At 62.6% G+C, this 14,938-nt stretch carries 16 protein-coding genes; 9 read left to right on the top strand and 7 right to left on the bottom strand.

The features are described 5' to 3' along the window. The first annotated feature begins 3 nt into the window (after nt 1-3). The 7 genes from A7A77_RS07825 to A7A77_RS07795 all read left to right on the top strand — a co-directional run bounded on the left by A7A77_RS07825 (nt 4) and on the right by A7A77_RS07795 (nt 6,235). Nucleotides 4-1,419 (top strand): aldehyde dehydrogenase family protein, encoded by a 1,416-nt coding sequence (locus A7A77_RS07825; protein WP_066555994.1) that lies wholly within the window; start codon nt 4-6, stop codon nt 1,417-1,419. After that, nucleotides 1,416-2,189, top strand: a complete 774-nt coding sequence (locus A7A77_RS07820; protein WP_066555992.1) for an SDR family NAD(P)-dependent oxidoreductase — start codon at nt 1,416-1,418, stop codon at nt 2,187-2,189. The genes A7A77_RS07825 and A7A77_RS07820 overlap by 4 nt, the downstream gene beginning before the upstream one ends. Further along, the gene (gene budC, locus A7A77_RS07815; RefSeq protein ID WP_066555990.1) at nt 2,186-3,034 is read left to right on the top strand and encodes a meso-2,3-butanediol dehydrogenase; all 849 of its coding nucleotides are present in this window, start codon (nt 2,186-2,188) and stop codon (nt 3,032-3,034) included. Before A7A77_RS07820 ends, budC begins: the two co-directional genes overlap by 4 nt. Next, nucleotides 3,031-4,050: a zinc-dependent alcohol dehydrogenase family protein gene (locus A7A77_RS07810; RefSeq protein WP_066555987.1), complete on the top strand. Its 1,020-nt coding sequence runs from the start codon at nt 3,031-3,033 to the stop codon at nt 4,048-4,050. Before budC ends, A7A77_RS07810 begins: the two co-directional genes overlap by 4 nt. Beyond that, nucleotides 4,047-4,430, top strand: coding sequence for a limonene-1,2-epoxide hydrolase family protein (locus tag A7A77_RS07805; protein ID WP_066555986.1), 384 nt, complete (start codon nt 4,047-4,049; stop codon nt 4,428-4,430). Before A7A77_RS07810 ends, A7A77_RS07805 begins: the two co-directional genes overlap by 4 nt. A gap of 66 nt (nt 4,431-4,496) precedes the next feature. Continuing rightward, entirely contained in the window at nt 4,497-5,540 is a 1,044-nt protein-coding gene (bioB, locus tag A7A77_RS07800) for a biotin synthase BioB (RefSeq protein ID WP_156500472.1), read from the top strand. Between the two features lie 83 nt (nt 5,541-5,623). After that, nucleotides 5,624-6,235: a TetR/AcrR family transcriptional regulator gene (locus A7A77_RS07795; protein WP_066555981.1), complete on the top strand. Its 612-nt coding sequence runs from the start codon at nt 5,624-5,626 to the stop codon at nt 6,233-6,235. Between the two features lie 102 nt (nt 6,236-6,337). On the opposite strand, the gene A7A77_RS07790 is transcribed toward A7A77_RS07795, so the two are convergent. Continuing rightward, entirely contained in the window at nt 6,338-7,531 is a 1,194-nt protein-coding gene (locus A7A77_RS07790) for a cytochrome P450 (protein ID WP_066555977.1), read from the bottom strand. A gap of 143 nt (nt 7,532-7,674) precedes the next feature. Here A7A77_RS07790 and A7A77_RS07785 point away from each other — a divergent pair, with 143 nt between their 5' ends. Continuing rightward, a complete protein-coding gene (locus A7A77_RS07785; protein WP_082835990.1) occupies nt 7,675-8,190 on the top strand; it encodes a MarR family winged helix-turn-helix transcriptional regulator in 516 nt (171 codons plus the stop codon). Between the two features lie 119 nt (nt 8,191-8,309). Here A7A77_RS07785 and A7A77_RS07780 read toward each other — a convergent pair whose 3' ends face one another. Next, nucleotides 8,310-8,630, bottom strand: coding sequence for a 2Fe-2S iron-sulfur cluster-binding protein (locus A7A77_RS07780; protein WP_066555971.1), 321 nt, complete (start codon nt 8,628-8,630; stop codon nt 8,310-8,312). A gap of 12 nt (nt 8,631-8,642) precedes the next feature. After that, entirely contained in the window at nt 8,643-9,041 is a 399-nt protein-coding gene (locus A7A77_RS07775; RefSeq protein WP_066555970.1) for a VOC family protein, read from the bottom strand. A 443-nt stretch (nt 9,042-9,484) separates the two neighbouring features. Between A7A77_RS07775 and A7A77_RS07765 the strand changes: the two genes are divergently transcribed. Then, nucleotides 9,485-10,531: a VOC family protein gene (locus tag A7A77_RS07765; protein WP_066555967.1), complete on the top strand. Its 1,047-nt coding sequence runs from the start codon at nt 9,485-9,487 to the stop codon at nt 10,529-10,531. A gap of 45 nt (nt 10,532-10,576) precedes the next feature. On the opposite strand, the gene A7A77_RS07760 is transcribed toward A7A77_RS07765, so the two are convergent. The 4 genes from A7A77_RS07760 to eno are packed head-to-tail and all read right to left on the bottom strand — an operon-like array spanning nt 10,577 to nt 14,938. After that, complete coding sequence (locus tag A7A77_RS07760) at nt 10,577-11,713, bottom strand: FAD-dependent monooxygenase (protein ID WP_066555965.1); 1,137 nt, start codon at nt 11,711-11,713, stop codon at nt 10,577-10,579. A gap of 42 nt (nt 11,714-11,755) precedes the next feature. After that, nucleotides 11,756-12,625, bottom strand: coding sequence for an alpha/beta hydrolase (locus tag A7A77_RS07755; protein ID WP_172799863.1), 870 nt, complete (start codon nt 12,623-12,625; stop codon nt 11,756-11,758). A 49-nt stretch (nt 12,626-12,674) separates the two neighbouring features. After that, nucleotides 12,675-13,661 (bottom strand): phosphotransferase family protein, encoded by a 987-nt coding sequence (locus A7A77_RS07750; protein ID WP_066555959.1) that lies wholly within the window; start codon nt 13,659-13,661, stop codon nt 12,675-12,677. Next, a complete protein-coding gene (gene eno, locus A7A77_RS07745) occupies nt 13,658-14,938 on the bottom strand; it encodes a phosphopyruvate hydratase (RefSeq protein ID WP_066556096.1) in 1,281 nt (426 codons plus the stop codon). Before eno ends, A7A77_RS07750 begins: the two co-directional genes overlap by 4 nt.

The raw sequence follows: 14,938 nt of genomic DNA, 5'->3' as shown, positions 1-14,938 counted from the left end.
CAAATGCACCATTTCGACATGATCATCGACGGCAAGGCCGTCTCCTCCCCCGCGCAGATCGAGGTGATCGATCCCGCGACGGAAGCCGTTTGCGGCACCGTTCCCGACTGCACCCGCGACCAGCTCGACGCCGCTGTCGCAGCGGCCCGCGCCGCCTTTCCGGCGTGGCGCGCCCTGCCCCATGCCGATCGTCAGGATGCCTTGCGGGCCATCGCCTCGACGATCGTGGAGCACAAGGACGAGCTGCAGCAGCTGCTGACTGCAGAACAGGGCAAGCCGCTCGCCGCCGCGATGGGAGAGATCGAGGCGGCGGCGTGGTGGATTTCAACCGTTGCGGCATCCAAACTGCCGGTCGAGACGAACGACATGATGCCGGGCAGCAGGAGCATCACGAAGCGCGTTCCGCTGGGCGTTGTCGGCGCAATCGTGCCATGGAACTTCCCCGTGCTGCTGGCCGTGTGGAAAATCGGTCCGGCTCTGCTGACCGGCAATACGATGGTGCTGAAACCGTCGCCCAATACGCCGCTTGCCACGCTGCGGCTTGGCGCGTTGCTGCAGGACAAATTGCCGCATGGCGTGCTCAACATGGTCAGCGGCGGCGATATGCTTGGCCCGTGGATGAGCGCGCATCCCGGCATCGACAAGATATCCTTCACCGGCTCCACCGCGACGGGGCGCAAGGTGATGGAAAGCGCCGCCGCCAACCTGAAACGGCTGACGCTGGAACTGGGCGGCAACGACGCGGCCATCGTCCTGCCCGATGTCGACGTTGCGGCAATCGCGGAGCCGCTGTTCTGGGCCGCGTTCGCCAACAGCGGGCAGGTATGCGTGGCGGCCAAGCGGCTCTATGTTCACGAAGCCGTCTATGACGAGGTTCTCGCCGCGCTGAAGGACGTGGCCGCGCGGATGGCGGTGGGTGACGGGCGCGATCCGCAAACCGCGCTTGGCCCGGTGCAGAACCGCGCGCAGTTCGAACGCGTGCGCGAACTGATCCGCGATGCGGAAGCGAACGGCTACACCATCGCTACGGGTGGCGAACCGGCGAACGGCCCCGGTTTCTTCGTGCCGGTAACGCTGGTCGACAATCCACCGGAACAATCGCGAGTGGTGCAGGAAGAAGCGTTCGGCCCCGTCCTGCCGGTGTTGAAATTCAGCGACATCGACGAAGTGGTCGCCCGCGCCAATGCCTGTGAATACGGGCTTGGCGGTTCGGTCTGGTCTTCGGATATCGACAAGGCGGCACAAGTGGCCGCGCGGCTGGAAACCGGCACGGTCTGGATCAACTCGGCACAGGGGCTGACCCCGTTCGCGGCCTTTGCCGGGCACAAGCAATCCGGCATCGGGGCGGAAAACGGGCTGGAGGGCCTGCTGGAATTCACCGTGCCACAGACGATCTACCGGCCGGAGCCTGCGCTGTGAGCGGAGTTGGACTGCTGGCCGGCAAGGTCGTCATCGTCACTGGCGCTGCCTCGGGCATCGGGCAGGCAGCGGCCCGCCTGTTCGCAAGCGAAGGCGCAGCCACCTGCCTGTTCGACATTGCCGAGGCAGCGAACGAGGCCACTGCCGCAAGTATCCGCGAAGCAGGCGGCGCGGCGGATGCCTTTACGGTGAACGTGGGCGAAGAGGCATCGATCGCAGCCGCGGTAGAGGCGGTCATCGCCCGTCACGGCACGCTGGACGGAGCCTTCAACAACGCCGGTATCGAGATGGCGAACAAGCTGGTTCCCGATCTGTCGGCACATGAATGGCACCGGTTGATGGACATCAACCTCACCGGAGTCTTCCTCTGCATGAAGTACCAGGCACAGGCGATGGCCGAGCGTGGCGGCGCAATCGTCAACAACTCGTCCGGGGACGGCATCATCGGCCAGCCCTATGCCGCAGACTATGTCGCATCGAAGCACGGCGTCATCGGCCTGACCCGCGCCGCCGCGTGCGAGGCGCGCTATAACAAGGTGCGCGTGAACGCGGTTCTGCCCGGCCTGATCCTGACGCCGATGGTGGAGGAACGGCTGATCGGCAATCCCGCGTTCGAGAAGCAGATGGCCCCGATGGCGGAACGGCACTCCATCGGCCGATACGGCAAACCGGAAGATGTGGCAGAGGCTGCGTGCTGGCTGCTCAGCGACAGATCCGCCTTCGTCAACGGCGCGCTGCTGGCGGTCGACGGCGGGTACACTGCGCGATGATCGGCGCGGATCGTTTTGCGGGCAAGACCGCTATCGTCACCGGCGGCGCATCCGGCATCGGGGCGGCGACATGCCGGCGCCTTGCCGATGAAGGCGCAAAGATCATCGTCGCCGACATCCGGCCGGACGCCATCGAAACGTTTCTGGCTACCCTGCCGGACGGTTCGGCGAGCGGCCTCGTCATGGACATGGCCGATCTTTCGGCGGTCGAGGCGGGAATCGAAGAGGCGGCAATTCGCCATGGCGGTCTCGACATCCTCGTCAACAATGCCGGTGTCGGTTCGTTCGGGCGGATCACCGACATCGACCTGCCCCATTGGCGCGAGGTAATGTCGGTCGACCTCGACGGGCTGATGTGGGCCTGCCGCACAGCCATGCCGCACTTGCAGGAACGGCGCGGCTGCATCGTCAACGTGGCATCGATCGCGGGGCATCGGGGCGACTACGGCTTTGCCGCTTACAACGCGGCAAAGGCCGCCGTGATCAACCTCACCCGCTCGATGGCGCTGGACCATGCACCGTTCGTGCGCGTCAATTCGGTCAGCCCCGGCCTGATCCGCACGCCGCTGGCGACGGGGCTTTACGAGAATGGAGAAATCATGGCCGCGTGGCGCGACGGGCTGCCGCTCGGCAGGCCGGGCGAGCCGGACGAAGTTGCCGCCGCGATTGCATTCCTGGCATCTTCCGACGCCAGCTATGTCAACGGCCACGACCTCGTGATAGACGGCGGCGGAACGGCCCATACAGGGATGCCGAACTTCACGCGCATTTTGGGCGATGCCAGCCATCTCGAAAATGCCGAAACGCTGGTCCGGCGCGACGCTGTGAAGGAGCAACGACCATGATCCCCGCCACCCGCAAGGTCGTGCGCCTGCGCGAAAACCCGACACTCGAAACGCTGATCGTGACGGAGGAGGCCATGCCCCTGCCGGGACCGGGCGAGGTGCTGATGCAGGTCTACGCCAGTTCCCTGAACTTTCACGACTACCTCGTCGCCGCGGGTCACATTCCCCAGCCTGCCGGACGCATCCCCATGTCCGACGGGGCAGGCGCAATCGTCTCTGTCGGAGAGGGCGTTTCGGGCCTCGCCATTGGCGACAAGGTCATCGGCAGCTTCTTTCCCGACTGGCTGGACGGGCACGCAACGCGCCAGAATTGTGCTGCGGTATCGGGAGAGAGCATCGACGGATTTGGCGCAAGCCATGTCGTCGTTCCGGCCAGTTCGCTGGTCGCCATGCCCGAAGGATGGACGTTCGAGGAAGCCGCCACGCTGCCTTGCGCCGGACTGACCGCATGGCGCGCGCTCGTCGTGGAGGCGGAGTTGAAAGCAGGCGACAGCATCCTTCTTCCCGGATCGGGCGGGCTTGCCATATTCTGCCACCAGCTTGCCGAGGCGCTGGGTATTCGCGCATTCGCGATTTCGTCCGGGGACGCGAAGCTCGAACGGCTGAAGGCGCTGGGCGCCGATGTGCTGATCAATTACCGCACGACGCCGGAATGGAGCGTGCCCGTCGTGGCCGCGACGGACGGCGAAGGGGTCGATGCCGTGCTGGAAATCGGCGGGGCGGCCACGTTCGAACAGTCGGTGGCGGCGGTTCGCAACCAGGGGCGGGTCATCGTTGTCGGCACCACGGCGAACGACGTGCCGCCCGTGCCCCACCGCGACCTCATCATGCGGTCGCTACGGCTGCAGGGAATGGCCGTGGGCAGCGTCGCCCACTTGCGCGACTACATCGATTTCGTGGCCTCGCACGACCTGCGCCCGGTGATCGACGCAAGTTACCCGCTCGAACGGCTGGGCGATGCCTTCGCCTATCAGCTTCGCGGCGAACATTTCGGCAAGATCGTGGTGACCATATGACCGAACCAGAAGCCGAAAGCATCGTGCGCGCGTTCATCTCAGCATGGAATGCGAAGGACCGCGATGCGATCGGGCGGGCCTTCCATCCCGACATCCGCTGCACGGGCGCCAATTACCCCACGGCAGAAGGGCGCGAAGCGGCGATTACCCTGTGCGACCCCTTTCTGGTCGCCGATGCCATCGACTGGCAGATCCTGAACTGCGCGGTGCGCGGCACGACGGTCTTTACCGAGCGGGTCGACAGGTTTTTCTACACCGGAAAGCCGGAGCTTGTCGTGGAAGCCTGCGGCGTGTTCGACCTTGACGAATCCGGCCTCATTCGGCGCTGGCACGATTATTTCGACACAACGGACATTCGCGACACCTTTGGCGAGGATTGATTGCCCCTCTTGCATCGATGACAAAAACAGTACATTTTCGTCAGACGATTTTGGGCTGGGATGCATATGGAAACCGATAAGAGCGCTTCGCCGCGCAACGACTGGACCCGCAACGAGATTGCGGCCCTTTTCGAGCTGCCATTCACCGAACTGGTTTTCCGCGCGGCCGAAGTGCATCGCGCCAACCATCCAGCGAACGAAGTGCAATTGTCGACGCTGATGTCCATCAAGACCGGCGGCTGTGCCGAGGATTGCGGATACTGCTCGCAATCCGCCAGCGCCGACAGCGGCGTGAAGGCAACCAGGCTGATGGATGTGCAGCAAGTGCTGCAGGCAGCGGCACAGGCGAAAGACCACGGATCGACCCGTTTCTGCATGGGCGCGGCGTGGCGCAATCCGAAAGACCGCGACATGCCCCGCATCGTGGAGATGGTGAAGGGCGTTCGGGACATGGGTCTCGAAACTTGCATGACGCTGGGCATGCTGACCGAAGGGCAGTCGCAGATGCTCGCCGATGCCGGCCTCGACTACTACAACCACAACATCGATACCTCGCCCGAAAACTACGCCAACATCACCTCTACCCGCACGATGGAGGACCGGCTGGACACGCTGGCCAATGTGCGCGGCGCCGGAATCAATGTCTGTTCGGGCGGCATCGTCGGCATGGGCGAAACGCGCGACGACCGTGTCGGATTTATCCATACATTGGCGACGCTTCCCGAACATCCCGGATCGGTGCCGGTAAACGCGCTGGTGCCGGTGAAGGGTACGGTGCTCGGCGACATGCTGGCCGACACCCCGCTGGCCATGATCGATGAAATCGAGTTCGTGCGCACCGTCGCGGTGGCGCGGATAACGATGCCGCGATCGATGGTCAGGCTTTCGGCCGGGCGAGAATCGATGAGCGTTTCAACTCAGGCGCTGTGCTTCCTCGCCGGTGCGAACTCGATCTTTACCGGCGACAAGCTGCTCACCGCGCCCAATGCTGGCAACGACAGCGATGCCGCCATGTTCGAAAGGCTGGGCATCGCGGCAATGGCGGCGCAGAACGACCGTCCGGATATGTCACGGGCGGGCGGCTGCAGGACATTAGCCGCAGCACAATGAAACACGCCTTACCGTGTGGTACATTGCCTTCCCATCGGTTTTGATGCTAATTCTGCCTGCCTTGCAAACCTGATTGAAAGTGCATGAGCAGCCAGTCGCCATTCCGCAACCGGGAACAGAAGCAGGCGGATCGTGAGGCCAAGCGCCAGGCCGTTCTGCTTGCCGCTGTCAGAATGTTCAACGAACGTGGCTATCACGCCACTTCGCTGGATGACGTGGCCGCATCGCTCGGCATCTCGAAACCGACGATCTACCACTACCTCGGCAACAAGGAGCAGGTGTTGCTCAGCTGCCTGCGCGCGGGACTTGACCGACTGATCGACACGGCGGTGCAGGCCGGAAACGCGCCCGGCAACGGTGCCGACCGGTTGAAGACGTTCCTGATCCGGTACGCCGAATTCAACATGACCGATTTCGGCCGCTGCGTCATCCTGACCAACGACAACGAACTCAGCGCCGATGGCGCGGAACAGCTGCGTGCCGACAAGCGCAAGATCCACGGCATGATGCGCGACATGATCGAGGATGGCCGCAAGGACGGTTCGGTGGTTTGCGACGATGCAAACCTGCTTGCCTTCACGATCGCCGGCGCGCTGAACTGGCCATCCCGCTGGTTCCGTTCACGCGCTGATGGTGATGCGCGGCTGGTGGCCGGGAAGATGGTCGCGATGCTGGCCGCCGGGTTCGACCCCTGATTGCATCGAATTGCGATCACTAAGGCTGAGGATCGATCCAACAGGACATGAACGGCAGCGGCACCCTTACGGGGTGGCGTCAACTGTCACCAGCCTTCGGTATCAGGTCGGCGTGAATGTCGCCTTCAATGAGACCGGCGTTGCGAAAACGCCGTCCTTGTAGTTGTACTCCATCTCGTCAGAAGACAAACGGATGTCGGAAAGGCGTGAGAGCAGAACGCGAAACGCAGTGGCCATTTCTAGCCGTGCAAGCGGAGCCCCCGCGCAGAAATGGCGCCCACCGCCGAACCCGAAATGCGGCTTGGCCGGCCGGTCGGGATCGAATTCATCGGGGCGGTCATAGACTTCCGGGTCGCGGTTGGCCGATGCGTAGCAAAGCCGAACGGTCGCGTCCTGTGGCACCGTCAGCCCACCGATCTCCGTCTCCGTCGCTGTGGTGCGGTGGAATGCGTGGAACGGCGGGTTCAGCCGGGTTGCCTCTTCGATTGCCGCAGACAGGAAAGCCTTGTCCTCCAGCATCCGCTTGATCAGATCGGGGCGCTTCAGGCTGTGGAACAGCAGCGAGCCGAGCGTCGAAGTGGTCGTTTCGTGCCCTGCCGTGAAGAAGCCCACCATGAACCGCGCCAACTCGCCATCGTCCAGCTTGCGGCCGTTCAGTTCCGCATTGGCAATCTTCGAAAGGTAGTCATCGCTGGGTTCCGCACGCCGGCGGAGCAGTTCTTCCAGAACCAGTCCACCCAGTTCCATGATCACTTCCTGGCGTCGTTCGGGGCTCTTGCCGAACTCGCCGGAAACCGTCTTGATCCGTTCGACAGACACGTGCTTCACGCCGATTGCCGAACAGACGCCCAGCACGGGAAGCGGATGGGCAAAGTCGGCGATCAGGTCGCATTCGCCCTTGGCCGCGAACTTGTCGATCAACTCGTTTGCAATGGCGACGAGCCTCGGTTCAAGCGCGACAAGTGCCTTCGGGCTGAAGGCTTCCATGTACAGCCGCTTGGCCGCCATGTGTTCGGGCGCTTCCTGCTCAAGCGCGAAGATGCGCGGGGCATCGGGATCCGCCGGCAGAAGCACGCCCTTCAGCGACGACGAGAATGTCTTGCCATCGCGAACGGCGGAGGCGACCTCACCATAGCGGGTCACCCAATAGAATCCTCCCATCGCATCAGCGTGCTGAACCGGGCACTTACGCAGTTCCTCGTAGGCCTCGTAGCATTCATCGATGCTGGCGAATTCGCTGGGGTTCATGGAAGTTTCGGGCGGAATCGCCTTCGCGGACTGCTCTTGGTCGACCATGATCTCTCTCCATCCACCGGCATTCTTAACATAAACGATGCGGTTCGTTTCTATGGAAGATGGTAATGAAGATCGATATTTGTTGTCAAGACAACGATTGAGCCGATTGGCGACCGATATCAACTCTGGCACTGGTTAAAGGCATGACCACTCGATCCATGATCAATCCGGCAGAAAAGTCGCCTGCCAACACCGTCCCGCCCGATGGCAGTGCGTTCGATGCGTTCATCACCGTGCGTTTGTCCGCTGCTGCCGCGATCGTCGAAGAGTGCGCTCGCGCTATGCTCAGCGACGGTCACTTCCTCAATATCACGGAATTGCGAATTCTCGGCTACCTGAAAGCGCGATCGGAAGCATCGATCAGTACCATCAGCCGCGATCTCGGCGTCGACAAGGCCTGGATCAGCCGTCGTATCAAACCGATGGAAAAGCGAAAACTGGTAACCAGCAAGAAGGGGCAGGCAGACTCGCGCACCCTTATGATCTCTCTCACGCCGACAGGTGCCCGGTTCTACGACCAGATCCGCTCGGACGTCATTCCCCACTATGCCGCCATCGTCGATGGCATCGATATCGAGCTGCTGTTGAAACTGCTCGACAAGCTGGAGTCCAACGTCAGGGCCGTCAACGCGCAACTCCACAAGGGAAGGCGACCGTGATGGCGATCGGAGCGTGTGTTGCAGGTTCTGTGCAACCGGCCTCGCACAGAGGCAGCCGGCACTCCAACGGTGGTCGGCAGCAGGCGGGCTGAATACTGCCCGCCTGCTGCCGGATTTCTTCAGTCTTCCGGCGCAATCGTCACCGCCAGCCCGTCGAGCTGCGGTGTAAGCGCGATCTGGCACGACAGCCTGGACGTGGCGATGCGAAAATCGGAACTGTCGAGCAGATCGTCCTCGTCACCGCTAACGGGAGGAAGCCGATCCTCAAACCCCGGATGCACCTGGACATGGCACGTGGCGCATGAACAACATCCGCCGCACAGGGCCAGGAGTTCGTCGAAACCTGCGTCCCGAATTGCCTCCATCAAGGAGATGCCCTCGGCGGCCTGAATGGTCTTGGTCTGGCCTTCGCGATCTGTGACCTCGATGGAAATCGTCATTGCCGGATCTCCTTACACGAACGTGTAAGCGCAGACCTTGTTGCCCGCCGGATCACGCAGATAACCGGCATAGGCACCCGGCAGGTGACCGCGGGGGCCGCTTGCGCCCTCGTCACTACCGCCCGCAGCCAGTCCGGCGGCGTGGAAAGCATCGACATCGGCCGGCGATGCTGCCGCGAAACCGATGGTGACGCCATTGCCGCTGGGCGCTTCGCCATTGCCCGGCTTCAGCACGAGAAATGCGGGCTTTTCCTTGCCGTAAAGCACACAGGAATCACCGAACGGCCCCAGGTTCTTGACACCTAGCGCGCCAAGTGCCGCATCATAGAACTTGCACGATGCTTCCAGATCGGAAGCCCCGACACATGCGTGAGAAAACACATCGTTCCCGGAAATCACAGCATCAGCCACTTGAACTCTCCCTATTTACACCCGTCGGACGAGCTGCGGATCGGTCGTGTCGTGTGAGAAGGTGATCCGCACACTGAACGTCGATTCCGCGATCGCCCGAGCTATTGCACCATTACGATACGCATCGCATCGAATCCATAGCTGATTTTCATGCATTGCAATCAAAGCGGAACCGGTTTCCGTGAAAAGCGACAAGGCCTGCATTCGGCGGAATTGGAGCAGGGGTGGTATAAAAATTTCGGTTGCCCGCTGCCAGACAGCCTCCATCGCTTGACCTAAAATTGTTGGATATTTAGGATACGATAAGTTCATTATATAGCCCTGAAAGGCTGTTGAACCGAATGTGAAGACATTAACCGCCAAGGGCGGTCAAAAGTGTCGGATCGGAACACGAAGAGCCTGAAAAACAACAAAGGTTCCAAAATCCTGAAAGGATCGAGAGGATGCCAATCTGTTCAATCGAGCGCATCACATACGGCGTTTCCGATCTTGCCGCGTCGGCCCGTTTCTATGACGATTTCGGTCTGAAAGCCGTTTCGCGGTCCGACAGCAAGGTTGTCTACAGGCTCGACGAAGGATCGAAGGTGATCCTGCTGTGCGATGACGACCCTTCGCTGCCAACGCACCACTACGAAGGCTCCGGCGTTCGCGAGGTGACTTACGGGGTCGATGCGGTCGACGATCTTGAGCACTATGCCGCTCGTGTCGGTGTCGACCGGGACGTCCGCTGGGGCGAAGACGGCCAGTCGATCCATTTCATCGGCCCGGAAAACATCCCCCTCGCCCTTCGCGTCTGGCGGCGCAAGCCGGTTCTCTACGCGCCCGACCCGGTGAACGCGCCGGACAATGTGAAGCGCCTGAACCAGCATCGGCGCTGGCGGGTGCGGGCCAAGCCCAAGACGATCAATCACGTGGTCTGGCGGGTTGCCGACATGCACGCCTGCATGGAGTTCTGGCGCGATAGGCTGGATTTCAGGATGACCGACTATCAGGTCAATGCCGGGATCTTCGTCCGCCCGGAAGGTGCGAACCAGCATCACACCAACTATTTCCAGCGCGCCGAAGCCCTACCGCCCTTCACACTTGGCTTCGATCACGTATGCTTCGGAGTAGAGGATATCGACGAGATCCTCGCCGGCTCCAACTATATGGAACGGCGCGGCTACACGAGCCCGCTGAACGGCGTGGGCAGACACCGGATCGCATCGGCCCTGTTCTGCTATTTCGACAATCCGGCAGGTGGCATGGCCGAATACGGTGCCGATACCGACTACCTCGACGACCAATGGGTGCCGCGCGTGTGGGAAGCGCGTTTCGGTGCATTCAGTTGGACCAATCATATCCTGCCGTTCCTGCCGGAAGAGGTTCCATGGGAAGTCTCTTTCGACAAGACCCTGCTGCCGGACGGGTCCGTTCCGGAGAAGTTCGTCTATCCGGAAGCAGCGCAGGAAGAGGCCGCGAGCCATCCTGACGAACCGGCGATCGGTTGAGCGATCGGTTACCGGCGGCGTCCCGATGGCGCCGCCGGGCCGGAATCAGAACGCATCGGCAAGCAAGGCATATCCCCGTTGCAGCAGGTCCATGCTCTTGCCATGTGCAGCGAGTGAAGGGTTCTGCTCGTTACGGCAGATGGCAAGCGACGTTTCGAGGATCGGGCGCACACGCGGTTCGCGCCGGTTTTCGAAGCGGGCCAACGTCGCGGTGAAATCGCGTCCCGCCGAAATCTCCTCTGCCAGCACGACAGCATCCTCGATGGCCATCCCGCCACCAGAGGTCAGCTGCGGCGACATCGAATGGACCGCATCGCCGATCAGGACGATGCGCCCCTTGTGCCATGGCCGCGGCATCATCAGGACATCGAACGGACGATAGGACAGCGCTTCGGCCTGATGGGCATGCCTGACCGTCTCTACCAGTTCGGGTGCGGAGAACCCTGCCACCCGTTCCTGCCAGAGATCGGCCACTTCCGTTTGCGACAGGTGGCCCGGTCGTTCGCCGGTTTCGAGGATGAAGTAATAGCACTTCTCGTCCGACAGCGGGATCGCGCCCACCGCATTGCCGACAGTATCGCGATAGAACGTGACCCCGTTCATCTCTGCCGGTCGCAGCGCGGTGTAGCGCAGCCCGCCTTGCCCGCAATACTCCGGCTTCAGGGCCGTTCCGAACAGGCGTTCACGCATGGCGGAATTCGCACCGTCAGCACCTACGACGATGTCGGAGCAGACTTTCTCTCCACTGGACAACGCAAGCGTGACACCGTCCGCTGTCTCCTCCAGGTCTTCAACCGTCGTTTCGAAATCGATGGCCGCGCCAAGGCTTGTCGCCTCGTTCTCCAGGATCTGCGCGAGGACCGGCCGCATGATGCCGAATGCACCGGGTCGATCGGGACGAAACGTTCGGGGCAGCGCGATCTCGTCGAGCAGTTCACCCGCGGCATCGCGGGTCTTCAAACAGTCATAACCATAGCCGCGCGCAATGCAGGTATCGGCCAGACCGATCCGGTCGAGTGCACGCAAGGCATTGCCGAGCAGCGAAATACCGGTTCCTAGCCGACTTGCCCGGTCGCCCTTTTCGATGATGCGAACCTCGACCCCAATCTGCCGCAAGGCGACGGCCAGCGTCAGCCCGCCGATCCCGCCGCCGACAATCGTCACGCTCCTGATTGCTGCCATCCTCATCCTCTCTCGTATGGTGTGCCCGCGTGTGAGTCGGCCCTATCCGGGTGTTATCGCCGCCATCAGTTCGGCAAAGCTGGATACCCGCGCAAACGGGTTGAGATCCTTCGCCTCGTCTTCGAAAGCGCGGCGCTCGGTAAGGGTGCGGCGATAGAAGAAGATCACTTCGTCCATGATCGCAGGCAAAACCGATGGCGTGGCGCAGAATTCGTGGGTCTGCGAATGGAGGTAGTGGAACTCGACCTCCGCGCCTGCGGCAACATAGGCGCGCAGCAGGTCGAGCCCGGCATCCAGCGGCTGCATGAAGTCGGCCGTTCCTCCGATGATGAATGTCGTGGGCGAAGCCGCGTTGACATAGTGGACCGGACTGGCCGCTCGCGCCGCTTCCATTCCCCCGCCGTTCAGCAGCGCGGCAAAGGGCGGCATCTCTATCGCCTCCGGATCGCTGTCCAGCCGCGCGGCGGCGAAGAAGGACACGACGGCAGCAACCCCGCTGCCATCCGAAGTGCCGCCGACTTTGCCTTCATGGCCCGAACCGGGCTGCGTTCCGGAAACCATCAAAGCGAGGTGACCACCAGCCGAATAGCCCTGCAAGGCAATCATGTCGGGATCGATACGCAATTCTTCGGCGTGGGCACGAACCCAGCGCACCGTATCACGGATATCGTCGACCTGTGCGGGGAAAGCCGCCTCGCCCAGCAAGCGGTATTCCGCTGCAATGGCGACGAAGCCTGCTGCCGCCAGTGCCCTTGCATAGCCATGGGTTGCCGAACGATGGCCGCGCGCCCATCCGCCGCCATGTAGCAGGATGACTGCCGCGCCGTTCGCCTCGCCTGCAGGGTGGAACACGTCCAGTGCCAGGTCCCGGCGTCCCTCACCGGTAACCGTCATCGCAATCCAATCGTTCAACGCACCGAACTCCCAATCCAACATAGGTTTCACACAACGATGTGCCGCATCATGCGATCAGCATCGCAAAAGCATCGGACAACCGCTCGACACGTGCCGCGACGCAATCACGCGCCGCCTTGCGTAAAGAAACGCGGTCTTCGTCCGACAGGTATTCGAGCGGCGATTTGCCATCGACGCGGGCCAGTGCGAGTGCCGCCAGCAAGGATGCAGCGCGCGCCTCGACATCCGCCGGACGCTCCCAGTCGACGTTGGCAAGATAGGCATCCGTCAGGGCCGCAAACGATCCGGCCAGCGCGTCGCGATGGGGCAGGATCCTCGCCTTTATCGCAAGGTGGTTCAGGCAAAAGGCAAGATCGAATGCCGGATCGCCGAACCACGCGGTTTCGGCATCGATCAGGACCGGGCCTTCCGGACCGCAAAGGATATTCTTGGGGCTGACATCGCCATGCACGAGGGCGCGCTTCGTTTGCTGCGTCAAGCGTGCGGTTTGCGTGATGATCGGGGCAAGGTCGGGATGCGCGCGGGCCGTCGTAAGCAAATAGGGGTCGATGCGCAGTGCGTCGAAGTTCGTGTCCGTAGCAAAACGCTCCGGCACTTGGGGATCGCGCGCGCCAGCGGAATGGATCGCGGCGATCATCCGCCCGACCTGCCCTGCGAATTCGGGATCGACATGACCGGCAAAAATCCGCGCTTTCCATACGGGGTGATCCTCCGGCGGCAGGAACTCCATCGCGAACATACCGCGTGGCTCGTCATGCGCCAGCAATCGCGGCACGCGCACGCCTTCGATCCGGCCGACGAAGTCAAGGTAGTTCCACTCCACCGCATTGCGGTCGACCGGAGCTTCCCAATCACTGGCCACCCGTAATTTTGCGAGCGCCCGCTTTACGCACAAGTCTCCGCGCGAAGTCGACACGCGCCAGATTTCGGAAGAAATGCCGCCGGTCAAAGCCGACCAGCGACAGTCCTCGCCATCGGGGGCAAGCTCGTGCTCGTACAGGAAATCGGCAAGTTCGGGGGACGGCGCGCTCACAGCGGGGCAAGGCCCGAAGTTCCGGCCCACGGCAAGCCCGCTTCCTCGATCCGGAGCAACTGGTTGTACTTGGCCAGCCGGTCGGACGTGCGGACGGACCCCACCTTGATCTGTCCCCCGCCGCAACCGACGGCCAGATCGGCGAGGTAATCGTCCTCGGTCTCTCCGGACCGCGCTGAAACGACGATGGCATAACCGCCTTCGCGCGCGGTGCGCACGGCATCCAGCGTTCCGGAAACAGTGCCGTTCTGGTTGACCTTGATCAGCGCCGCATTGCAGATATTCGCGTCGATTGCCCGCCCGATACGACCCGGCTGCGTGGCGAAAAGATCGTCTCCCACCAGTTGGATACCGGGCAGCCGCCGTGTCATTTCAGGCCAGTTCGCCCAGTCATCCTCGCCAAGTCCGTCCTCTATCGAAACGATCGGATAGCGCGCGACCCAACCGGCCTGCATCTCGATCATTTCGGCCGAATTGTAGACCCGCCCCTGCCGCGCGAAAGGATAATTCCCCTCGGCATCGACCAGCGAGGACGATGCGATGTCCAGCGTGATGGCAACGTCGTCGCCAGCCCTCAGCCCGGCGCGGCCGATTGCATCCACCATCAGGTCCAGAGCCTGCTCGGCATGTTCGAAACCGGGAGAAAGCCCGCCCTCGTCCGCCAGCAGGGTCGGCAATCCCAGCGCAGCGCAGCAGCGCGCCGCCTCTGCCCGCACGCGGCAGATCCAGTCCAGCGCTTCGGAATAGGAACCCGCGCCGACCGGAACGGCAAGAAAATCCTGCACGTCCATGCCGCGTCCGGCATGCAGCCCGCCGGACAGGATGTTCACCATGGGCAACGGCATCGACGGCTCTGCACCGGCGAGTTCGGACACGCGGCGCCAAAGCGGTTCGCCCCGCGCCATCGCGCCGGCCCGCAAAACGGCAAGACTTACCGCAAGCGTTGCATTACCGCCCAGCCGCGACAGGTTCGCCGTGCCGTCCAGCGCAAGCATCGCATTGTCGATCGCCTGCTGGTCCATCGCGTCGAGCCCGCCGACCGCCCCTGCGATCTCGCCCTTCACGTTGGCAACGGCATCGCGCACTCCAAGCCCTTCGGCTTCGGCCCGTCCGTCGCGAAGCTCCACCGCCTCGGCCTTGCCCGTCGACGCGCCCGAGGGTGACGAAGCACGGCCCCTTATGCCGTTTGCCAGCGTGACTTCCGCCTCGACAGTGGGGCGTCCGCGACTGTCGAGAATTTGCCGCGCATGGACGGCGGCAATCCTGGTATCGGTCAT

The sequence above is a fragment of the Croceicoccus bisphenolivorans genome, from assembly GCF_001634625.1.
Lineage (GTDB): Bacteria > Pseudomonadota > Alphaproteobacteria > Sphingomonadales > Sphingomonadaceae > Croceicoccus > Croceicoccus bisphenolivorans.
This window is presented reverse-complemented; position numbering and strand designations above follow the sequence as displayed.